General features: G+C 54.5%; 22 protein-coding genes and 1 pseudogene. 13 read left to right on the top strand and 10 right to left on the bottom strand.

The annotated features are described in order from the left end of the window. The first annotated feature begins 8 nt into the window (after positions 1-8). The 4 genes from DXY02_RS05320 to DXY02_RS05335 all read left to right on the top strand — a co-directional run bounded on the left by DXY02_RS05320 (position 9) and on the right by DXY02_RS05335 (position 1,449). The gene (locus DXY02_RS05320; RefSeq protein WP_244276161.1) at positions 9-434 is read left to right on the top strand and encodes a RidA family protein; all 426 of its coding nucleotides are present in this window, start codon (positions 9-11) and stop codon (positions 432-434) included. 45 nt (positions 435-479) lie between these two features. Continuing rightward, on the top strand, positions 480-707 hold the full coding sequence (locus tag DXY02_RS05325; RefSeq protein ID WP_006850228.1) for a DUF3136 domain-containing protein: 228 nt from the start codon (positions 480-482) through the stop codon (positions 705-707). 274 nt (positions 708-981) lie between these two features. Then, complete coding sequence (locus tag DXY02_RS05330; protein ID WP_114988362.1) at positions 982-1,188, top strand: hypothetical protein; 207 nt, start codon at positions 982-984, stop codon at positions 1,186-1,188. A gap of 18 nt (positions 1,189-1,206) precedes the next feature. Beyond that, positions 1,207-1,449: a hypothetical protein gene (locus DXY02_RS05335; RefSeq protein WP_114988363.1), complete on the top strand. Its 243-nt coding sequence runs from the start codon at positions 1,207-1,209 to the stop codon at positions 1,447-1,449. Positions 1,450-1,810: 361 nt separating this feature from the next. Here the strand turns inward: DXY02_RS05335 and DXY02_RS05340 are convergent, their stop codons facing one another. After that, on the bottom strand, positions 1,811-2,002 hold the full coding sequence (locus DXY02_RS05340; RefSeq protein ID WP_114988364.1) for a hypothetical protein: 192 nt from the start codon (positions 2,000-2,002) through the stop codon (positions 1,811-1,813). Positions 2,003-2,663: 661 nt separating this feature from the next. Here DXY02_RS05340 and DXY02_RS05350 point away from each other — a divergent pair. From DXY02_RS05350 to DXY02_RS12435, 3 genes are all read left to right on the top strand, one after another. Continuing rightward, positions 2,664-3,770, top strand: a complete 1,107-nt coding sequence (locus tag DXY02_RS05350; RefSeq protein ID WP_206749627.1) for a site-specific integrase — start codon at positions 2,664-2,666, stop codon at positions 3,768-3,770. A 447-nt stretch (positions 3,771-4,217) separates the two neighbouring features. Next, positions 4,218-4,448: a DUF3104 domain-containing protein gene (locus tag DXY02_RS05355; protein WP_244276162.1), complete on the top strand. Its 231-nt coding sequence runs from the start codon at positions 4,218-4,220 to the stop codon at positions 4,446-4,448. Positions 4,449-4,489: 41 nt separating this feature from the next. Continuing rightward, a complete protein-coding gene (locus DXY02_RS12435) occupies positions 4,490-4,663 on the top strand; it encodes a hypothetical protein (protein WP_170951485.1) in 174 nt (57 codons plus the stop codon). A 1,089-nt stretch (positions 4,664-5,752) separates the two neighbouring features. Here the strand turns inward: DXY02_RS12435 and DXY02_RS05365 are convergent. The 4 genes from DXY02_RS05365 to DXY02_RS05385 form a co-directional block, all read right to left on the bottom strand. Then, positions 5,753-5,956 carry a hypothetical protein gene (locus DXY02_RS05365; protein WP_114988367.1) on the bottom strand — a complete coding sequence of 68 codons (204 nt, stop codon included), beginning with the start codon at positions 5,954-5,956 and terminating at the stop codon, positions 5,753-5,755. Positions 5,957-6,446: 490 nt separating this feature from the next. Further along, positions 6,447-7,070, bottom strand: a complete 624-nt coding sequence (locus DXY02_RS05370; protein ID WP_206749628.1) for a hypothetical protein — start codon at positions 7,068-7,070, stop codon at positions 6,447-6,449. After that, complete coding sequence (locus tag DXY02_RS12130; protein ID WP_137024412.1) at positions 7,070-7,543, bottom strand: hypothetical protein; 474 nt, start codon at positions 7,541-7,543, stop codon at positions 7,070-7,072. The genes DXY02_RS05370 and DXY02_RS12130 overlap by 1 nt, the downstream gene beginning before the upstream one ends. A 749-nt stretch (positions 7,544-8,292) precedes the next feature. Further along, complete coding sequence (locus DXY02_RS05385; protein WP_170951486.1) at positions 8,293-9,144, bottom strand: AAA family ATPase; 852 nt, start codon at positions 9,142-9,144, stop codon at positions 8,293-8,295. Between the two features lie 27 nt (positions 9,145-9,171). On the opposite strand from DXY02_RS05385, the gene DXY02_RS12440 reads away from it, so the two are divergent. Further along, positions 9,172-9,585, top strand: a complete 414-nt coding sequence (locus tag DXY02_RS12440) for a hypothetical protein (RefSeq protein WP_170951487.1) — start codon at positions 9,172-9,174, stop codon at positions 9,583-9,585. A gap of 629 nt (positions 9,586-10,214) precedes the next feature. Here DXY02_RS12440 and DXY02_RS05395 read toward each other — a convergent pair. Continuing rightward, on the bottom strand, positions 10,215-10,373 hold the full coding sequence (locus DXY02_RS05395) for a metallothionein (protein ID WP_114988628.1): 159 nt from the start codon (positions 10,371-10,373) through the stop codon (positions 10,215-10,217). Between the two features lie 371 nt (positions 10,374-10,744). On the opposite strand from DXY02_RS05395, the pseudogene DXY02_RS13190 reads away from it, so the two are divergent. The 3 genes and pseudogenes from DXY02_RS13190 (at position 10,745) to DXY02_RS13195 (ending at position 12,565) form a co-directional block, all read left to right on the top strand. Continuing rightward, positions 10,745-10,989: pseudogene (locus tag DXY02_RS13190) on the top strand (DUF3104 domain-containing protein). A gap of 439 nt (positions 10,990-11,428) precedes the next feature. Further along, positions 11,429-11,572 (top strand): hypothetical protein, encoded by a 144-nt coding sequence (locus tag DXY02_RS12445; RefSeq protein WP_170951488.1) that lies wholly within the window; start codon positions 11,429-11,431, stop codon positions 11,570-11,572. Between the two features lie 828 nt (positions 11,573-12,400). Continuing rightward, positions 12,401-12,565 (top strand): DUF4278 domain-containing protein, encoded by a 165-nt coding sequence (locus tag DXY02_RS13195; RefSeq protein WP_114988373.1) that lies wholly within the window; start codon positions 12,401-12,403, stop codon positions 12,563-12,565. Between the two features lie 39 nt (positions 12,566-12,604). Here DXY02_RS13195 and DXY02_RS05410 read toward each other — a convergent pair whose 3' ends face one another. Beyond that, a complete protein-coding gene (locus DXY02_RS05410) occupies positions 12,605-12,877 on the bottom strand; it encodes a DUF1651 domain-containing protein (protein ID WP_114988374.1) in 273 nt (90 codons plus the stop codon). A 99-nt stretch (positions 12,878-12,976) separates the two neighbouring features. Between DXY02_RS05410 and DXY02_RS12825 the strand changes: the two genes are divergently transcribed. Then, positions 12,977-13,264 (top strand): hypothetical protein, encoded by a 288-nt coding sequence (locus DXY02_RS12825; protein WP_114988375.1) that lies wholly within the window; start codon positions 12,977-12,979, stop codon positions 13,262-13,264. 358 nt (positions 13,265-13,622) lie between these two features. Here the strand turns inward: DXY02_RS12825 and DXY02_RS12450 are convergent, their stop codons facing one another. Beyond that, positions 13,623-13,850 carry a hypothetical protein gene (locus DXY02_RS12450; protein ID WP_170951489.1) on the bottom strand — a complete coding sequence of 76 codons (228 nt, stop codon included), beginning with the start codon at positions 13,848-13,850 and terminating at the stop codon, positions 13,623-13,625. Positions 13,851-17,439: 3,589 nt separating this feature from the next. Here DXY02_RS12450 and DXY02_RS05445 point away from each other — a divergent pair. Continuing rightward, positions 17,440-18,135, top strand: coding sequence for a ParA family protein (locus tag DXY02_RS05445; RefSeq protein WP_114988381.1), 696 nt, complete (start codon positions 17,440-17,442; stop codon positions 18,133-18,135). Positions 18,136-18,916: 781 nt separating this feature from the next. On the opposite strand, the gene DXY02_RS05455 is transcribed toward DXY02_RS05445, so the two are convergent. After that, on the bottom strand, positions 18,917-19,234 hold the full coding sequence (locus DXY02_RS05455) for a DUF3303 domain-containing protein (protein WP_114988629.1): 318 nt from the start codon (positions 19,232-19,234) through the stop codon (positions 18,917-18,919). Between the two features lie 82 nt (positions 19,235-19,316). Then, positions 19,317-19,889: a phage major capsid protein gene (locus DXY02_RS05460; RefSeq protein WP_114988383.1), complete on the bottom strand. Its 573-nt coding sequence runs from the start codon at positions 19,887-19,889 to the stop codon at positions 19,317-19,319. Positions 19,890-20,032 lie beyond the last annotated feature (143 nt).

Raw genomic sequence — 20,032 nt, forward strand, 5'->3', positions numbered from 1 at the left:
CAACGGCGATGATCGTGGCGACTGCTGTTGAGAACCAACCCATGAGCGCCAAGGCCATCACCACTCAAGACGCCCCTGCACCGGTTGGGCCTTACAACCAAGCAGTGCTGGCCGGCGAGTGGCTCTATTGCTCCGGGCAGATTCCATTGGATCCAGCCACCGGCGAGATGGTGGGGAACGGTGATGTGGCGGCGGAAACACATCAGGTGCTGAAAAACCTCTGTGCTGTGCTGAAAGAAGCTGGCGCCACCCCGGCTCAGGTGGTGCGCACCACGGTGTTCCTGGCAGACCTGGGCGATTTCGCAACCGTAAATGGCATCTACGCCGAGGTGTTCGGCGAGGGGGTCAGCCCAGCCCGCGCTTGCGTTCAGGTGGCAGCCCTCCCCAAGGGAGCACGGGTGGAAATCGACTGCGTCGCCTGGCTCGGCAGCTGAGCCTGGCCCGCGGGGGCATAGGTTGGAATTGGCTTCAGTGGTCCTATGCCTCAGGCGAAACTCACCATCGGTGAATTAGAGGCGGGCTATCCGATGTATTGCAAGGCGCTGCGGCGTCTCCTCCAGCAGGGAAAAACCGTTCAAGACATTGAACGAACCGTCTGCTGGGGGCATCTCGAAACGCTGAACCGCTGCCTGCCCACCCGCTACAAATCGCCCTCCTACTTGCTGGCCCTGATCCGCCGCGACCTGGAGAACCCAAAAGAGGATTGAGAGCGGTTGTCTCAGCGTTTTCCCAGCGTTCTCGTGGCCAACGCTTCAATTTGAACTGAAAACACGCGTTAAACCAGGCTGAGAAGCAAGGGCTTGGCATGACCCGCTGTATTTTTCGCAAGCCCAAAAGGCAACTCAAGCTGAGTGAGGGGCTTGGGGTGATCACGGTGATGCTGGGAGCGGCCCTTTGCCTGGAACTGCAGAGCGAGCTGAATCCCAAGCCCTCGACGATGCAGCGGACAACCCTGCTGGGAGAACGCGAGACAATGCAGGGATGGAGATCGAACAGCTCGAGCAGATTGCCGCAGTGATCGTGACGGCAGGGCTGGTGGCCGGAAATTTCCTAATGTTCACCCCCTGGCGCAATGGGGAGGATCCCAGGCAGCGGAAGCCGCAGAGCCTGATGCCACAGAACGAGTCTGTTGTTTCTGATCGCGCGGAGGCGTACGCCATGCAGGAGTCCCAACGATTGGATTCGTGATCTCCTTAGGGTGATCAGGTGCAACCACTCGAGCTGTTCGATCGTTTTCGTCGCTGGTTTGGCTGGGTCGCACCAGGACGTCAGCTGTGGGAACGCAAGCCTGAGCAAGTGGCCCCGGATCGCTCTGATGACTGGCTCTTGGAGCCGCCGAGCCTGGAGGAGGCCCGTTTGTTGTTTCCTCAGTTGGATGAGGAGCGGGCCTTGCTTCGCTACCAGCAACTCCGCCTCGAAATGCGGGAGCGCGACGGCCGCGGTTTTTGATCAGCCAGCCCACGGTGCCGCCGGGGCCCTGAGTCAATGCGCCAGTCAGCTCATGTATCGAGCTGAACAGTTGAGCCATAACTGAGGTTCTACTGGACGGGCTAAGACCAGCTTCATCAAGGTGAATGCGTCAGCCGGGTTGCGATTGGAGACAGCACCCGGCTTTCTTATGCCGCCAAGGTGCAGCCCGATCGAGCTCGCTTCTGGAGCCCAAAGCTTTAAGCGGGTCTGGCTACTCCTTGTCTTTCCTCAGCTTCCTGAAAGCTGCCATCACGTTGGCAGTGGCTACTGCCTGCGACTCTCCAGTGACCCGCATCCGCCTCTCAACCAGTTTCTCCACGAGCTTCTGGGTGGAGTCCATTCAGCGATGAGCCAGGAATGCCAGGACGTAGCCGATCAGCAGACCTTTGCCGAAGGTGATCCACAGCATTTGGTATTTGCTCAGACCAAAGCGTTGTCGGATCCGCTTGATGGTCGTCTTATGCAAAAGCAGGACAGAGCAGGTCTGCTTCGCCTTCTTCGCATTCTTTGACTTCTTGGATGTCTTGCCCATCCATCCATCCTGCCCTCACCCAACCTCAGATGCCCAGCCCAGCTCCTTTGGCTAGGTGGGCGCCCAGAGCTTGCACCACTTCATCTTTTTGCACCAACACGGGGCATCGAGCGGGATCATCGCCGCGCATTGGCAACAAAAAACCCAACCAAAGGCTGGGCTTCTGTTGAATGGAGCCAAGGAGACTCGAACTCTTGACCCCCTGCATACCATCCAGCAGGTCAAGAGTTCTGAGTCTCTAGAGAATATGGGCAAACTTCCCAGTCCAAGGTAGCTTTTGCGGGCAAGATCAAAGACCGTGAGACAGCTAGCTACAGCCTGCTATCCCACTTCTGCGCGCAGAAATGCGCGCAACCCATTGACCCCCTGCAACTGATGCAGGTGTTCAGCGAATAACCCCTCCGCAATGCCGAAGAAAAAGACTTGGGACGTAGAGCTCCGTTCGCAGATCAAGCGCGAGCACGGGAGTGGACTGAGCCTGCGAGAGATGCGTGGCAGCACTCAGCTCACCATCCGATTTGAAGACGGATCACGGCAGACCGGAACCATCCCAGTCACCTGGGGGGTATCCAACGCCTCGGCGATTCAGCAGGCAGTCACGAAGATCCTTCACTTCATGGAGAAAGACCCCAGCGTTCCCATCGGGGAGGCCTGCCAGACGTTGTTCCCTCAACGGCTGGATGACGACGAGAAGAAGCTTTCCCTGGTGCTTGGCAGTGAGGCGGTGGATTGGGACGCCGTTGCCGAGACGTTCCTCAGCTCCATGGGTGACCGGCGGGCGACGACCTACAAGCAGAAAGCGCGTCATGTGACCTTGGCCCTGGAAACACTCCATAGCCGACCAAAGCCAAAGGACGGGGCGAGCCTGATGCGTGCCTACGCCAAGCAGCACTTCAAAGATTGCGCTGCTGGTGGATCAGGTCGCGTGACCCATCTGAATGACTTGGCCGCGTTACTGCGGCATGCCATCAAGCGTCATGGCGCCCCAGATCGCTGGGCTCCTTTGGACGGGGAAGACAAAACCGAGCTCGTCGGACATGCCGACTACGGGGACAAAGGGGCGACGATCCCTTTGAAGCCGGAGCAGCTCGCCAGGTTGCTGGACGAACTGAAAGATGCTGGGGCGAAAGAGCTTGAGCTTGCAGTAGGGCTCATCGGACTCTTTGGCCTAAGGCAAGCAGAACTAGGCCTACTGACCGTTGAGGACGGATGCCTCTACGTCGGGGGCGGAGCCAAAAGGAATCTCCGGACGATGAAGTCGGGCTCGGTAAAACCCCGCAGGCGTGTTCTTCCCCTGGACATCAAGGGAAGAGAGGGACATGGCATGCGATATCTGCGCCTGTTTGAGAGCGGTCTCGTCAAGCTGCCGCAGGCGATCCGAACTCAAATCGCGAAGTGCGTGGATGCCGAGGGAAAGGTCATCGGCGCAATGAAGCCAATCGGCGATGAGTTCACACAGCAACTCACCCGCTTTAAAAATGCTGAGGGCAACCACGTCTGGAAGTCGCTCCACAAGGAAACCAAGGGCCTGACCGCCAACGGATTGAGACACGGCTACGCGTTCCGCGCCCACAAGTGCGGAGAGGGGATGGACGTCTTCACCGCAGCAAACCTGATGGGGCACGACGCCAAGACCCACATCAAGCACTACGCCCAGTGGATTGACGAAACGACCTTGGAGGCCCGAGTGGCGCAGTGGGAAGGGGTACTGGTCTCACAGCCGGAATCACTTACAAAGCTTCAGCAGCAGGCGCAGCAACAGCAGTAGTGAATGGACTGGAGATGGAAGGGGAAAACCAATGGAGCTCTTGCAGATGAGCCCAACCACTTAGGGAGCAAGTAACGCGACGAGTCTGAATCTCAACACAGCACAGCTTTCAAGACTTGAATTTGCCAAAAAAAACCTTAAAAAAGAGTGTCTTTGAGTTTTGGTCTCCTCAAGACAGCACATACGACTGATGACCTATGTCAGCAGTCGTATTTATTCGTCTTTAAATCGTGACTACAGTCACATCCCCTTTGTCAGTAGCTTATAAGTGTCAAGTCGAGTGGCTGAGCAAGTCCACGGCTGCGGATCCGAGAGTCATCCTCACCTCTTGGATTCGTATGCCATAAATTAAGGACATAAGTCTAAAAATACAATCAATTTCAAACCCACTGCACATATCTACCAATACATAAAAAGAACGCTCTAGTGACCTAGTCAGCTCACTATTTGTGCGGTGTTGCAGCACACAAGTCGGATCCTGTCTTTCTGCATGTCAGGGCAGGCATGACGGTGATCGTTGATGACGGCAGCGAATGGCGGCTGGCTGACGTGATCTGGGTGGATGGCGGTGCCAGAAACCCAAAGGTCCCCACGCTGTTTCAGGTGGCAGACGTGGACACCGGCGTCATCAACTGGGTCAATGCTGACCTCGTGACCCACACAGTCCCCAGAGTCTGAATTGAGCCGATAGGGTCCGCAGACTCTTAGGTCTGCCTCTCGTGAACCGTCATCCGAACATTGCCTTCTTCGGTGGCACCGTGATCATCGCGATCATGGTCATGGCTGCGTTCTCCAACGTCGCCAACGCTTGCCATCACAATGCAGAGACAGCCGAGCAAACCTCAACAGAGGCTCCTCGGAAGGCTGACGAAAAGACTGAGGTTGAAGTTTGAGGGAGACGCGGGCGAGGGAACCCGCGCTCTTCATCTCCAAAGACGTGACAGTGGTGCGCGCGTCAAGCCAATTCTTCAACCAGCTCTTAATGAGCTCAATGAGGCTTAATGCCTATTTGACGTTCAAGTGGTTACAAATCGGCACCTGACCCGCCAGTTTTGAAGAGAAGGCTGTGGTGCCTTCAATGCGTCAAGCATGGGAGGTGAGGCTGAGGGACCTGCCTCCTTGTTGTTTAGCGTCTGACCCAGCGACTCAGACGCCAACGTGGCATAAGGAGATGGGCTGGGCTCCTGAGGCGGGATGGCTGAGTGCACGAGAGATGCATCGCCACGATGTGAAGTACCTATCCGAAGCCTCCAAATGAACTTTCAAAAAGTGGCATGTGCCAGTGCGATCCACTCGCACCCAAGCCCCCTAAGAAACATGTAGTGGTTTAAATGGGAATGGTTCCATTCGTTCTGCCCGTCGTTGGCTTGGTCCTGGTGGTGGCTCAAATCGTCTACGGAGACGCACCTCAGAACCCTTAAGTAGCCATATCGTTCCAGGTGGCGGACGTAGGACTGGCGTCATCAACTGGGTCAATGCTGACCTCGTGAACGATATAGTTCCGAGCGTCTGAGGTCTGGGCTCCTGAGGCGGGCTAATTGCGTGAAGGCAGCCCCCTCTATCGGCGGGGCTGACTTCCAACAGCCGTTACCGAATCAAAGATGCGGGACTACGGAACCGCGAGGAGAAACTTGTTCGCCCCGAGCGATGCGGACCGCTCCATAACGCTGACCAGGCGTTGTGCAATCAAGTGCAATGCACTGAATCTTTCCCGTTATTGGAAGACGGGGTTAAGCGCAGAAAGCCAGCCCCATCACGCTTGCCGTGTACTGGGACTGGATTGTCTGCCAGCTAACGGGTCGCTCTCCCGTGCTGCCGCGATAACTCACTCAGCCGTAAGAGGAAGTGTCGCAGGTCTCCTTGATAGGGAATCGCCCGTGCTTTCGCACACCATTTTTCGGAGACCTTTGGGATCAAGGATTTCTTCCATGAAAGTCTTATAAGCCCGTAGCGAGAGCTACAGAGAATCGGCGTATGAGTCCTTATTGGCTACTGACCCAACGCCACAGGCGAGACATCACGCCGACGTGGCAATCACGCTGATTCCACTCCTGTTGGATCTCCTCGTAGCGGGGCAGATCAACGTGTTCAGGCAGTGGCGCCCATTCGCTCATCCACGCGTTCACCTTCTGCGGCTTGCGATTGCAGGGCAGCGTCTCCAGCCAGTTGATGTAGCCGCGATTCATTAATGTGACGCAGGAGACACGCGAGGAGAATGATTGACGGTTGAATAAAAGTGAGACCTCGGCAACGAGAGAGGGGGTCTCGGGTGATCTGCTTCACTCGGCAGGTCACCTTGTATGGAAATGGGAAGAGGCCCCTTTAGCTACTGAAAGAGGCATGAAACCAGCCACTGAGGAAGAGTCATGGAGATGGGCTGAGCTCAAGAAACTGGCTAAGGACAAGCGACAAGCCGTCCACCCACGACTGTCACAGTGCCAGTTGGCTAGAGATGCTTGTTTTGTGAGGAAAAACGCCTCACGGGGTGGAAACAAGGTCACACTCCCGAGAGACGTTTTGAAGCCCCTGCCTTCGGCGGGGGTTTCTTTTTGCCTACGAGTCAGCGCCGACTTCGCAGAAGGAGATGGGTTGGGCCCACGAAGCCAGCTAAGGAGACTTTGAGTGCGTTTACTTCTGAGCCTCAACCCTCTGGTGATTAGTCCGACCTATTTGCCTTCAGAAGTACTTCTGCAAGACAGCAGGAATCTCCAAGTCCTCTGGTGAGTCGCACTGGCTGGCTTGTTCAGCAAGCTGCGCGAGAGCATCTGATTCCTCTGGAAGGGGAATGCTGCATTCGAAGACATTCTCTTTTTTACGAGGGAAGCGATTTCCAAGAAAAAAGGGCGGCAACTCCCAATCTCGTGAAATCAGCTCCTCACCATCCGCATCTGGCCGAGCATTTTGGTGCTCCAGCTTGAGGTCAATAGCTTGCCCCCAAGTGTTCCAAGGACGTTGATCATCCATGAAACGCTGATCAGGACAAGGAAGCTTGAGGATGTCGGCGGCTCGGCACATATGGCGGAACCACCAACCAGACCAGTTCATCTCCATCACATGGTCAACGACCTCATCCGCAGTACAAACGCCAGTGGTGATGTGCCATGGCGCTGGCTTGGGATGAGCATGACGAGCGGATCTTTCTAGAAATGTCAAAAGGCGTGGCAAGGCTGATTTGAAAAAAGCCCGCTTTCGCTTTGAACAAGTCCCGTCAAGAGCGACATCCTCTGTGACGGACCATGGGGTCCAATCCAGTTGGCTCTCGCCTGTACCAATCCCATCAGAGAGAGGATTGCCTCCCATCAGAATGAAAATGTCAGGTCAGTAGGCAAAGGCGAAAGACCTAAACGCTGACGCTCGGCATTAACGATTTGGCGACCTTCTTGAAGTAGCTTTCGCCCAGCTTGACGTCGCTTTGACCTGCACTCCTTACCGTCTTGAAAAGTCTGAGCATCCTTTAGGCATGCCTGTGTTGACTGGAGCAAAGCAAGCCTCTGGTCATGGCTACTGAGCAACCATTCGCGCCTCACTTGGAAGAGCTGCTGCTTTTGACTTTCAGTCAGCTTCGCTTCTTCTTGCAATCGTCGTTCTTGCATTCGCTCTTGAATGCGGCGTTGCAGGAAGGATTGAGCTTGACCCTCGCTCTGGTGCAGCACGATTGCAGACAGTGCAAGACAAGGGATAAGCAGGATGCCGCTCAAGCGAGTAGGCGAAAAAGTGCGAGCAGAATGGCTATCGGTTGCACCGAGACCATTGGAACCAAGTTGTTTGCGCATTAGAAATCAATCCGCCTGTAGGACGGCACGGGGTGTTCGGGTTAGTGCGAATGTCCTCGGACCCGCCTTGACGGGGATGTCTCCTTAGACATTTTGAACCTAGCAGCATTAACCCTCAGCGTCTAGCCAACACCCTCGGCAGGACATCGCAAACTCACACGGCACTTATCACTACAACACAAAATTAGTTCTCACTAATTTGACGCTAATTTTTAGGCGAGGCCCGACTTAACCCACACGCCGACACGCGGTGAGGACCCTGAAAGTATGCAGGTCCTACACACATAGGTCCCTAAGTGTCTTCTCAACCCCTATAAGGGGAGTCACTGAAAACAGTTGATCTGGTTGAACCCCTGTTCTGGACAGGAGTTTGATTGTTGGCACCAACGGTTGGACCCAGCCACAAGATCCCAGTAACTGACTGAGATCCAACCCGATCAGCCACTTTCGGACCGTTAGCTGTATCTGTTGCTTGGTCCATGCCTGGACTTACTCAGCAGCCCAGCTTTCGCCAAAGCATCAAGCCGCTTCCTCGTTGTCTCCAGTACTGACCTGCTGGCCTGCCTGGGATGAGTCATTGCGTTAGCCGCCTGGGCAGCACTGACACCATGCGCTTCTTTCCAAAGGCCTTCGGCAGTTCCCACCCTCTCCAACGTCTCTCGCTGCCCATCAGTCAGGCCATCAATCGTTGATGCCTTGCATTCATCTGCGGTCAGCTCACCGAGTTGCTTCTGATAGTTGCCGAGCACCTAGAAGGTGCCGCGCTCCCAGTCTCCGCGAATCAGAAGGTCAACGTATGGACCACGGCCCTCAAACACCATGCGGCGGTGAGGGTTGTCCTTGTCTGCACCCCACTTGCCGGTCTGCGAATCCTTCTTCTCTAGGAAGTGCATGGAGATCGCACCGGACACAGCACCACCAGCAGAGGAATGACCACGAATCGCCTGGATGCCCAGCAGGCCTGTTTCCTTGGAGGAGTGGAACAGGCAGATATGAGTTGTCTCGCTCTGACTGAGGAGCGTTTGGATATCAATCAAAGCACCGCCAGCCTCAGGTTCCTGGTCATTGCCATGGACCCTTTGGGTGCAGGCAAAGAAAGAGTCGGTGATCAGGATCGCGCCAGGGTTGTTTGAAGTGTCCTGAATCAAGCGGTCCATGCCCTGGTTATCCCAAGCCAAGTCGTCCTCCTCTGTGTAGAGAGCAACGATCTGCGGATGGAGGGTTCCATCTGCCTCCATCAAACCCCTGGCTTGGAGGTAGCCCGAGGAGTCAGCGCCAGGTTGATCCACCCACCAGAGAATGAACTTGTGGCCGCCTTGCGGTGCTGGTGCCGGACTCCAGTCGGGGTTGCCCATGAAGGGTTGCTGGAAGATCAGCGAAGCCACCAGCTCTGCTGCCAGCTTCGTTTTCCCAACCTTGTTGAACGCAGCGATGCTAGTGAGAGACCGCTTGGCGATCAACCCGTCAATCAAATACTCCTTGGGCTTAAACCGAGCCTTCTCGCCACCTTTGGTGCCTTTTTCTTCGTCACCTGTCAGCAATGCACGCTGAAGCTGCTGAAGCGTTGCTCTGGTGTTCTGAGGAGTGACTGAAACACCCATTTCTTTCGCTGCTGTAGCGGCACGAATTTGACGGCGTACCGTATTTCGCTCAAACGCGTGATGGTTCTGGCCATGGATCAGCTCAGCAGTGGGCTGGTCAAGCTGCCAGTCGGCATCCTGAACGCTCAAGACTTCAAAACCTGCGGGCACACCTTCCGGCAATACCTCGATCGCCATCCCTATTGGGCTGCGCTGGTGAAGGCCAATCCTGGGCTCTCCCCCTACAGCCTTCGGCATGGCTACGCCTACCGAGGAGCATTGGCCGGCATACCTCTCAGACAGCTCGCCGCATCAATGGGCCACGACGTGCGCACCCACATGAAGCACTACGGTCAATGGACTGATGAGGATGGCCTCGATGCTGCCTTTGGTGCCGCCAACGCCAAGCTCACCGCGTCACTGACCAAGCGTCAGCAGCAGATGCAGCAAATGCAGCAGTAGTTGCCGCTCATTTGATCGCTGCCAACACCTCATCTGAAAGGAGCACAGCCCACGACAGGGGCGATCTTGTCTTCGGAGTCCCCAAGACCTCTATCCCATGGTTTTTGTAGGAACCATTGGGCGCTGAGTGTCAGCGTTCGTTTCACGCCGACACAGCAAGCAACGGCCTGACTCCTCTTCTGAACGGGGGGAGTCAGATCAGCGATTTCAGTTTCCGAAACCTTTCAGCGACTCATTTGGTCGCCGCTGTCGCCACATAAGGACGGCACTACAGCAATGGCAGAGGCGATCGTTTCTTCGGAGGTTCCTTTGCTGGGCACTTCCACCCAATGGTTAGGCAATGCCATTGGGCGCTGATCAGAAGCTGACTCCCTTTCTTTCCGGTCGGGGAGTCAGTTCAGCGTTAGAAAACTCTCAACATCGCTTTGTTACCTGTGTCCACTCCAAAAGAACTTCAACGCGTTGAGCTTCTGAACTACACGAAAGCCAACGGAGACGAATTGGTTGGGCTCGCTGTGGAATTGGCTGAAGACGCCAGTGGCGGCGTTCAAGTACGGGTGCTTATGGATGCAAATGTCGTCAGCGGGGTAACAGTGGTCCCCCTGCAACAAGGCGGCTGCTGCGACTAATCAGCAGCAATCACAACTAGAGCAACATTGGTCATCATCGGCATGACCATCAGCACATGATTGGGAGCAATAAATTTTTCCTTCTCTCTCGACGGCTTTTTGAGGGGAAACAACGCAGCCGCAGGGCTCACACGCGCATTTCTGATTTGCGATTGGCATGGATTCGTCGATCAACTCCCTTCTTTTTAGGTCGAACAAACAACCAGTGCATCCAGTTGAACTTCACCTGACAGGCGGGGGACAGCGTCTGCAGCCTTACTAACCCCCTCCCCCTTGAACTCGTCGGAACGTTGACGCGGATCATTTGGCCGCTGCCATCGCCTCATCGGAACAGGGCCAGCCCACGACAGGGGCGATGTTGTCTTTGGAGACCTAAAAGACCTCCATCCAGTGGCTTCAAACCCTTGCCATTGGGGCGTCGGTATTGCACTGGCTTCTCTTCTTCAGTGGGAGGTCAGTCCGCGCTTATTACGGGTGACTTGACCCCGTCGTACTAGCAGAATTAGTGCAGGCGTACTTGCGTAGATAGTATGTCGGTTGATCATGTGAGCGGTGTTGCAGCACACAAAGCGGATCCTGTCTTTTTGCACGTCAGGGCAGGCATGACGGTGATCATTGATGACGGCAGCGACTGGCGGATGGCTGACGTGATCTGGGTGGATGGTGGCGCCAGAAACCCCAAGGTCCCCACCCTGTTTCAGGTGGCAGACGTGGACACTGGCGTCATCAACTGGGTTAACGCTGACTTGTGACTCACATCGTTCCCAGAGTCTGAGTTGAGCCGATAGGGACCCCAGACGCAAAGGCCTTCCTCTCGTGAACCGTCATCCGAACATTGCCTTCTTCGGTGGCACCGTGATCATCGCGATCATGGTCATGGCTGCCTTCGCCAACGTCGCGAACGCTTGCCATCACAACGCCGATCCACCTTAGGAAACCTCCACAAAGGCTCCTGGGATGGCTAACGAAAAGACTGAAGTTGAAGCTTGAAGGAGACGCGGGCGAGGGAACCCGCTGGCTTTCATCTCCCAAGACGTGGCAGTGGTGCCTTCAATGCGTCAAGCATGGGAGGTAAGGCTGAGGGGCCTGCCTCTTTTTTTATTCAGCGTCTGACCCAGCGACTCAGATGCCGACGTGGCAGAAGGAGATGGGCTGGGCTCCTGAGGCGAGTTGAGACTTTTTCTACGACCGAAGAAATCTCATAGGGTGCCGACATGGGCATCCATCCAGCCGATCAACCGCTCCTTGAGCAGCAAGAAGAGGACAGCTTTGAGGCTTGGCAGAAGCGCAGTGCAAAAGAAGCTGAAGAGCCTTGGGCCTTCCCCGACGATGGAGCTGGATCTTCAGAGGCTGCCTGAGGTTGCTCCGCTAGTGAATCTTTAAGCGCGTCGTGCGCGGCGGCTTTGAGCTGAATCCAAAGGAGAGTCATCTGAGCCCGTTGTTATGGCGTGCAATAGACAGGCGAGAGCACGGAAAGGTGCGTGCTTGCCTTCCAAAATCACGGAGCCGATGGGGGCTCCGCCTGACAGATCAATTGTCATAACTGGGCAAAATCTTTGAACGGTCTACGGACGTAATGCTCCGAGCCGCCGATCGGCTTCCCGTACTTCACCCGATCCAACGCCACAGGCGAGACATCACACCGTCGGAGCAATCATGCTGATTCCACTCCTGCTGAATCTCCTCGTAGCGGGGCAGATCAACGTGTTCAAGCAGTGGCGCCCATTCACCCATCCACGCGTTCACCTTCTGCGGCTTGCGGTTGAAGGGCAGCGTCTCCAGCCAGTCGATGTAGTCGCGATTAATGATCCGTGGCTAGGGGTAGTGATGAGACGAGATAGCCGAGGGAACGGCGGTCTTGGCTCGGGGGATCTGCTCGACGGCTGACTAGATCCCCCTGCGTGGAAATAGGGGCGGGGGCCTACTTCAAGCCATATGAAGGTGACAGCAAGCCTGTCCAAACGGCCTAAATCGCTGAGGCAACAGCAGTAGTCACTTCACTTCATCTTTGAATCAAGATGAAAAAGCAGGGCTCTTAGCAAAAAAGCGTGCATGGCGACACACTCAGGCAAATGAATGTATCAACTAGTCAACAAAAAATTATCACTAAAACATGAAGTATCCGTTGGAACATTGTTCGCAGTGGACTCTTTGGGTGAAATCTAATTGCTTCCGCCTTGCCCTCAATGGAACTCTCTTTTCTCGGCAACAAGTACACCAAAAGCAATGAGCCAAAGGAGAAATCAGTTGTTCAGCTTAAGTACATGGGCAAGGCTTACCAAGCATCAATGAGCAATGCCTCTCGCGCTGTGGCAGCTCTCACATACCGCGGGGTCAGCTACTCCAACTAAGTCAAGTGGATGGGGCGGATGCTTCCGCCCTTAATGGCTTCAACGCACAGGCGGGGGGCAGCGCCTCCAGCCCATCTTCTGCATCGTCTGCCAAGCCTCAATGGCGTTGTGCCGCAGCAACCGCCGACGAGTCATCGGCTCTGGTGGACGGGGCGGAACGTAGCTGTAGGTCCTGATGGCTACCCACTGCACGTGAACTGTCGCCGTGTCGGGCTTGAAGTGACAGAGCTTTTGCTGCTGCTCGGAGTACAGCCACCCCTCACCACCAGCCTTCTGTGGCGCCTCGTGAAAGCTGCGGTCCTTGTTGGGCATACCTCAATTGCTAGCCAGACTGGATGGCAAGCCGAGACTTTTGCTTTGAAACGGCTACTACTGATTTCGCTTCTCTGCCTGGCGCCTGGCTCTCAAGCTATGGATTACGTCCAATGCGAAGTCATACAAAGGGCTGCTGCACGCTTAAAGGCCGCTATGGATACCGAAGCCCTAGCGAGTCAAAACGCAATCGTCCTACCTGCAATGGAGAAAGCCAAGGAAAGATGCCATGCAGAATTTGTCAACGATGAAGTCCTTAACTGCATGGCGAGGAGAATGGCTCCCTTCGAGGCAGAAGGAGTATTAGCGAGAGAGTCAGTTGTCGAGAAATACGCCCCACGAGTAGATCGAGTACTAGACGACTATGAAGCCATGAGCTGCTACTGAAGATGAGTCCTCTTCTTCTGCTGTTTGGCTTAGGGCTTGGGGGTTATCTCGCCGTATGGCGCAACAAGCGCGCCTTAAAGGTCAAAGCAAGGCGCAGGCGTTAAAGAGGCTTCCTTAGGAACACGCTGTCCAGGCGCCACTGGCAGATGCACTGCAGCTTCTCCCTCAGCCCCTCTATGTCAACCAAACGCTGTCCCGTGTGCTGCTGCACATGGGCATGCTCATGCAGGTAGCCGTCGTTGATAAGTCTGTAGAGCTGAGATCTGGACTTGTATCCGAGGCGTCGTGCAGCCTTACTGCTTAGGCAAAATACTGGCAGCCTTGAAGGCTCTTCAGGCAGCATTCGGCATCCCATCGGTCAGCAAATTCCAAGCACAGCCCACTCGACACACAGACAACAAAGCGTTTGTCGCCAAGCTGATGCACCATCGGCGGCGGCCGAGAAATCATGCTGAATTCTTGGATCATCTCTCTTCTGCTTTTCCTGATGGTCCGTTAATTCCTCGTCGTTAAATGCATCAAGTGCCACATATTGAAGACAACTGGCAGTCTCTGCGTCAATGCTGTCTACGGGGATATTGGCCATTGCTGTTTTTGCAGGGGCGTTCCCCTCGCTTCAACTTCATCCACATGGCCTTCTCAAGTGCGGTGAGCTTGGGGGAGGCTTCATTCAGCACTTCTAGCGCGCGAGCCTTTGCATCACGGATATACCTGGTTGTCCTATCGAGTTCGTCGAATGCCAAAACCAGTAGTAGCTAGGGGCATCACAAAGCTAAAAACCCTTGGGGTTCAAAATTGCATCAAGTGGCACATACCGATCAAAACTGGCGGAAGCTTGATGAGATGTGTTATCGAAAACTTATGGACACTGAATTAATCAAACAATCCTGGGAGAAGTTGACCCAACGTGGCTACACGCTGAATAGCCCTGCCCCTGAAGTGGTGAACATCATCACGCCGACGGGTTATTCGACTCAGATTCGATTGAAACGACTGCCCAGTTATGCCCGCTACGTGCGGTGAATTTCCACCAGCTTTTGAGCTGACGGCTTGGAATGGTGTGGGGAAGAGTCCATACGGTCCTCGATTCCCCGGTTAATAGGGAGGAGGCCAAGTGGTCCTCGACTCCCAAGTGCAGACCCCCTCGGGCTGCAGGTTCAAGATGCGCCTGCCACTTGAGCGCTCTACTTAAGCCCTCTGTTTTCTTCAGGCTGCCCAGCCGACTCACCAAACAAAGGCTTCAAGCCACACCAACGCCACAAGTGATGCTCCTGCAATCGCCATCGGTGCCCACTGGTCACGAAGGACTCGAGTCATCACCACAAAGCAGCTGACCCAATAAATCGCAACCAAACCAGATAGCAATCAGCTCTCGGCTCTGCAGCCCCTTCCATCGGTCGGTCTGACTTCCAACAGCCTTACCGAATCAATGTTGTGAGGCCACGGAACCGCGAGGAGAACGACGTTCTCCCCGAGCGATGCGGTATCCGCTTAAACACGTTCCTCGGTATACAAACCTTCGTCTCAAAAGGTACAAATTTCTTCCGATTTTTGAAAAGCGCAGAAAGCCACCCCTGACAATCGCTCGTGCCAAGGGTCGCTTTGACTGCCAGCCAACGGGTCGCTCTCCCGTGCTGCCAAGACGGTGATAGGTGACACCATCTGGACACCAAATATGGGGGAAGTTCGGGAGCCTTGCAGCGATTTTTCAATTCCCTGAAAAACGACTGAGCGACGTTCTTTTTGTATTGCCCACTACTGCGAGCGAACACTCGTCATATCATTCCTAGAACACCTAGATCGCGTTGCCTAGGTTCGGCTGACAAGAAAAGACCCCTGGGATCTCATCCCCAGAGGTCAGGTGTTCTCTTCCCTGTGGCCTCTTCAGAGTGCTCTAGGTGCTCTGCCGTGAGGAGTGGGAGAACCGTCAGAGAAGGTAGTGACGACCGTTCCTGATTCGGTCGCCCGCAAGCATTAAGAAAGGGCGGCAGGGAGTGCCGCCAGCAACAAGGGGACGAACGCGTCGAAAACGCTGGACTCTTTCCAGCGGCACCACCCTCTTAAGGCAGTCAGTGGTGCCGTGGGTGCCGTTTACGAACTGCCAAAAAAGAGGGGTCCCACCCCCTCTCAGTTCGACGCATCGCCACTTCACCGAAGAAGCAACCGAAGGATTACGCGGGGTTCACCAACTGGTCGTCGCGGTTACGACCAAACGACTACTGAGGTCAGCAAGCCAAGAAAAAGCAGAGGTCCCACCCTCTGCTCTGTTCGACGCATTCATCTCTTACGGACGATGCTCTTTTATGTTCGCTTCGTTACAAACCCTGCCGCCATCGGTAGAACCGCTCATTAAGAAGGGGGGTGAGCAGACACCCCCCTGAAGGTCTTTGAGACCTGGTTTTCCGTCCTGTTCGGTCTCTGACCTCATTCCTGTTCTAAAGCGATTCAGAGCACCAAGGCATGAGCGGAACTACCGCTTTCTGTATCGCACAGGTACAAAGTCATACGCTTAGAGCAGGACGCCTTGAGAACTCTGAGTAGAGCGCCGATGCTTCATCGGGCATCCCGTCATCCCAAAGGGTTTACGTCCTCTCCAGCAACCAAGTCCCCGCTTCACTCCAAAGTTCCCGCTAAAAAGTTGATTTGAGGTGGTTGGCGTCTCTATAAGACATGGTGGGGCAACACCTTTTTGAGGTTGTAGGCACCCGCCATATGGATAGCGGCAGCGATTTTTACTGGATTGGGATTTAGGTTGCGGGGAGACCTTCAGGGTTCGGCTGATACTGAGGGGCATGGCAGAAAGGCAGTTCCGAGTGGAAGAACTCAACCCTTTCCAGGAGTGGCATCTCCACACGTCAGCAGCGTCATTGGAGGTCGCCTCATCTGAAGCGAAGCGGATCGCCAGGATGATTGGAAGGCGAACCAGGGTGCTCAGCGAGAGCGGATCAGTCCTGTTTGAGGTGGATCCAATGGAGGTTCGTCGTACGGATTAATCGCCAAATGCTGCATGGTCAGCACCTGAAGAAGAAGTGCAAGCTCTGGGCGCCAACGTGGCAGAAGGAGATGGGCTGGCCTCCGAAGCGGGCTAGCCCCAATGAGGAAACCACTGGGGAAGAAGTCCTGCGCGAGCTAGCCCAATTACGAGTGCCAGCGTCGCGAGCTTCATGACCGTCAGGATGCCTGCCGTCTTCCAGGTGAACAGCGATTTCGACACGGTAATCACTGGGAATCCTTAGCCAAAGGACATCATGTGCCATTGACGAGCACGGCTCGTAAGGCTGACTGAGTCCCTTGCTCAGTGGTCGCCAACTGAAGACATGATCCCGAAGCTCATTTGGAGATAGCAAGCGAGCAGCTCTGCCCTCTCCAAGCTGAGAACCCCAAGGGATACAGATGATGTTCTGCGTTCAACGAAACGATGGGCCCGACATTTGGGTTCAAGAGCAGTGCTTCGAGACTGAGTTCAAGGCTTTCACCAACGCCCGAGCCAAATCGCTGAATACTTTCGGGCTCTATCGAGTCATGTACGAAAGTCCCGGCAACTCAGGTGAGGTGCTGAGAATTTCAAAAGGGAAAGCGATCCTGGCTGAAGATGACCGACTCGTTGGATAAGTGCTGGTGCCTAAACAGCGGAAATTCCGTGCATTGGGCTGACGCATCAAAGGCATTGCTAGAGCAAGGGTCCAGGCAATAGCCGTGTACAACGTCGTCAAGCAAGAAGCTCCCGACCGTTGGGTAAAGGAGCTTTACTTCCAAACGGAATTCAGGGCTTACCTGTGTGCCCGCACAAAGTCGAAGGCGCTGATGTGCACTTACATGGTGGTTGACGCGACCACTAATGAAGTGACCTCGATCGTTCGTCACGGCAGACCCCTCATCGCATGAGTAATGCTGAGGGCGCCATCTGCCTGATCAGCGATTACGACGATCAGAGCCACACTCTTATCGGGGCTCGAAGAGGGCAGGAGGATTATGAGCGCAGCAGAGCGTGATCCCCAATAGGAGTTGGTGGACTTGGCTAGCGCAAACTACTTTGAAACCGGGAATCACCCCGTCTACAAATAAGCTGGAGAGCCGTAGCCCACCGACCTTTCATAGCTAAAAAAGTAACAAAACACGTATTGCCTTACCGAGAAAGAACGCGATCCTAAAGGGAAGCCTTGAGTAGCTACCTAATGTTCCTCACTGTTTTTGGTCAGAAGGGTGGTGTCGCCAAAACATGTAGCAGTGTGCACATAGCAGCGTGCTGGAGCAACCAGAAAAAACGAGTAGTGCTTGTTGATGCCGACCGCAACCGCTCAGCAACTGCTTATGGTGCCAGAGGACTCTTACCTTGTCCTGTGGTGCCAATTGAGGCGGCAGCCAAAGCCTCTCGATTAGCAGAGATCGTGATCACAGATGGGCAGGCAAGCAGCAACGAAGAAGAAATGAAAAACTTAGTGGAGGGGGCTGATTTCATACTGCTGCCTACGACTACGCAAAGCAGATCAATCGAATTGACGGTCGAGATGTCGCAAATGCTGAGACAATACAAAATCCCCTATGCAGCACTTTTGGTGAAAGTAGATTCACGCAAAGAAACTGCAGCAAAGCAAGCCACAGAATTACTCAAGGAATTTGATATCAAAGTTCTTACAGCTCAAATCCCACTGCTTAGCGCCTTTGAACAGGCAGAAACAGAAGGAGTCACAGTTGATCAGGCTATTGACAAGCGTGGACGCGCGAATCCTCGCAGAATGATGGGATGGACTGCATACAGTTCGGCCTGCAAAGAGATTGAAAGTCTGTTCGAGGAGCACCACAGACTGAATCAGAGTCAGTCACCAATCGGATGGGACTTCACACCCATGGAACAACACAATGCGGCGTAAGCACTATTGTTGTTAAGTGTGATACTGATCTTGTACGGGCTAGCTATTCCTAAGAAAGACACTATCGACGCGCCACTGACATAAGCCCTGCAGAGTCTTCTGTAATCCATCAACGTCAAGTAAACGCTGCCCATTAGGCATCTGCACATGCACGTGGGCATCTAGCCAGCCGTCATTCATCAACTTGTACAGCTGCGAACGGCTTTTATATCCGAGGTGCCTGGCAGCGGCACTCACACTCATGAGTTGCATTGCTCTCTCTCCCGATGTCTCTAAGTGTCCAATGTTTTGACAACTACTGTCTAGAGGATCAACGCGCCTTCGGATGACCCACGTTGATTTGGCCTAGAAGGACCCTATTCGCGCCAATAGCGACGTGACTGAGGACTGCTCAGTGAGTCATCAGCCGGGTTCGGCACCTTCGGGGAATCGCCATCAATAAGCTGCACTGTTGACACTGATAGTTATTACTAAGTCTATGTCTATTGAAATGGCTGATTGACCAGAGTTAGTGGTGAGTTGTCGATGGAACTAACACATGACTTCAGAAGCAACAGCACTACAAATGGCGCTGCCTTTGTTCAACACCAAGATCACAAGTCACAGGTGTAAGCACTGCGGAGGTAGTGGTTACAAGAAGAGCAGGTATGACGGCTATATGCACGTCTGCAGCTACTGCAGCGGAACGGGCAGAAAGCTTGTCCTGACACGGAAGTACGACATAGAAAAAGGGCCAACCCCCAACAGGTGACCCCGATCTGAACCAAGTTAATTGTAGGTCTTATTCAACTGCTGCAGCCGCTTCAACACCAGGCCACATTGCTGCAAACTGAGCATCAGAGACAACAGCAGTCACGTCAAATTCAATCCCATATCCCTTAATCCAAGGGCCAAGATGAGCCCAAACCTTCCCGATATCACTTGCCTCAGCAATTGCCACACCACTTCCGCTCACTGGCTCACAAACTCGGTACCTCAGTTCAAATCCGTCAAACTTGTCGCCAGGCCCTCCAGCATTGATGTAGTCGGCAAAACCTGGACATGACTCCCATGCGCCTTCAACAGTGGGGAAGCTCCAAACGATTAGGTAGTGCTGCACAAAAAGTGAGAAAGGGGACAGCCATGTCGTAGCCATCCCCAAGGTTTGCAACTGTTCACGTGCTCAGCTCGTGACAGGAGGATCACGCGATCGCGTCCTGCATGGCCGCAAACGATTCGGCATGGCGAACTGCAATGTCAATTGTCTGCAGAGCCCGTACACCTGTCGTGCCTTTGGCGAAGTCGGTGTAGGGGTCCACAAGGATCTCCAGCGTCCCGTAGAGGCCGATCAGCAGGTCTGCAAAGTTCCCGTAGATGACAGCCGAGAGGTTGGTCCCTGAGCCCTTCGTGAGGTTTGAGGGGACGTTGTTGCTGACCTCAAAACGCCGCCCTGCAATCTGGCTACGGCCAAGTTCAGTTCCATTAGGGCTGAGGAGGTACTGGTTTTGCGAGTCCTTGGCTTTTGCCAGAACGGACTCGACTTTTGCGTTCGTAAGGAAGCCACAGGTGGCAACCTCAGCGTTATCTACAGCAACCTCTTTCTTGAGGTCGAGGAGATGATCAAGCGTCGGGGTCAAACCGTTTGTGCCGACAGCTACCGAGCCAATGCCTGACGTTTGCAGGATGCCGGTGGATTGGCTGCTGCTGCCAGATCGACCGAGTCGGCGCTCACGCTCGAGCCAATACTCAGATTTCGACTGGAAACTTTCAGGCAGGTGCTTTGAAGACGATAGTCATGACAAGGACTGCAATCGCGACGGTGCCACCGAAGTAGGCAACGTTCGTGTGGAGTCCCTTCATGCTGCATCTGCGGGTTGTAGGAGTCTGCTGTTTTTTCTCTGGCCGATGGCTAAGGCTT

Source organism: Synechococcus sp. N19 (assembly GCF_900474045.1).
Classification (GTDB): domain Bacteria; phylum Cyanobacteriota; class Cyanobacteriia; order PCC-6307; family Cyanobiaceae; genus Parasynechococcus.

Coding starts and splice junctions, on each gene's coding strand:
- DXY02_RS05330 (WP_114988362.1), top strand. CDS start 982: ATGGAGATCGAACAGCTCGAGCAGATTGCCGCAGTGATCGTGACGGCA.
- DXY02_RS12445 (WP_170951488.1), top strand. CDS start 11,429: ATGGGCATCCATCCAGCCGATCAACCGCTCCTTGAGCAGCAAGAAGAG.
- DXY02_RS05340 (WP_114988364.1), bottom strand. CDS start 2,002: ATGGGCAAGACATCCAAGAAGTCAAAGAATGCGAAGAAGGCGAAGCAG.
- DXY02_RS05445 (WP_114988381.1), top strand. CDS start 17,440: ATGTTCCTCACTGTTTTTGGTCAGAAGGGTGGTGTCGCCAAAACATGT.
- DXY02_RS05395 (WP_114988628.1), bottom strand. CDS start 10,373: ATGCCAATCGCAAATCAGAAATGCGCGTGTGAGCCCTGCGGCTGCGTT.
- DXY02_RS05320 (WP_244276161.1), top strand. CDS start 9: ATGATCGTGGCGACTGCTGTTGAGAACCAACCCATGAGCGCCAAGGCC.
- DXY02_RS05325 (WP_006850228.1), top strand. CDS start 480: ATGCCTCAGGCGAAACTCACCATCGGTGAATTAGAGGCGGGCTATCCG.
- DXY02_RS13195 (WP_114988373.1), top strand. CDS start 12,401: ATGGAACTCTCTTTTCTCGGCAACAAGTACACCAAAAGCAATGAGCCA.
- DXY02_RS12825 (WP_114988375.1), top strand. CDS start 12,977: ATGGATTACGTCCAATGCGAAGTCATACAAAGGGCTGCTGCACGCTTA.
- DXY02_RS05370 (WP_206749628.1), bottom strand. CDS start 7,070: ATGGGAGGCAATCCTCTCTCTGATGGGATTGGTACAGGCGAGAGCCAA.
- DXY02_RS05385 (WP_170951486.1), bottom strand. CDS start 9,144: ATGGGTGTTTCAGTCACTCCTCAGAACACCAGAGCAACGCTTCAGCAG.
- DXY02_RS05410 (WP_114988374.1), bottom strand. CDS start 12,877: ATGCCCAACAAGGACCGCAGCTTTCACGAGGCGCCACAGAAGGCTGGT.
- DXY02_RS05365 (WP_114988367.1), bottom strand. CDS start 5,956: ATGAATCGCGGCTACATCAACTGGCTGGAGACGCTGCCCTGCAATCGC.
- DXY02_RS12450 (WP_170951489.1), bottom strand. CDS start 13,850: ATGGCCAATATCCCCGTAGACAGCATTGACGCAGAGACTGCCAGTTGT.
- DXY02_RS12130 (WP_137024412.1), bottom strand. CDS start 7,543: ATGCGCAAACAACTTGGTTCCAATGGTCTCGGTGCAACCGATAGCCAT.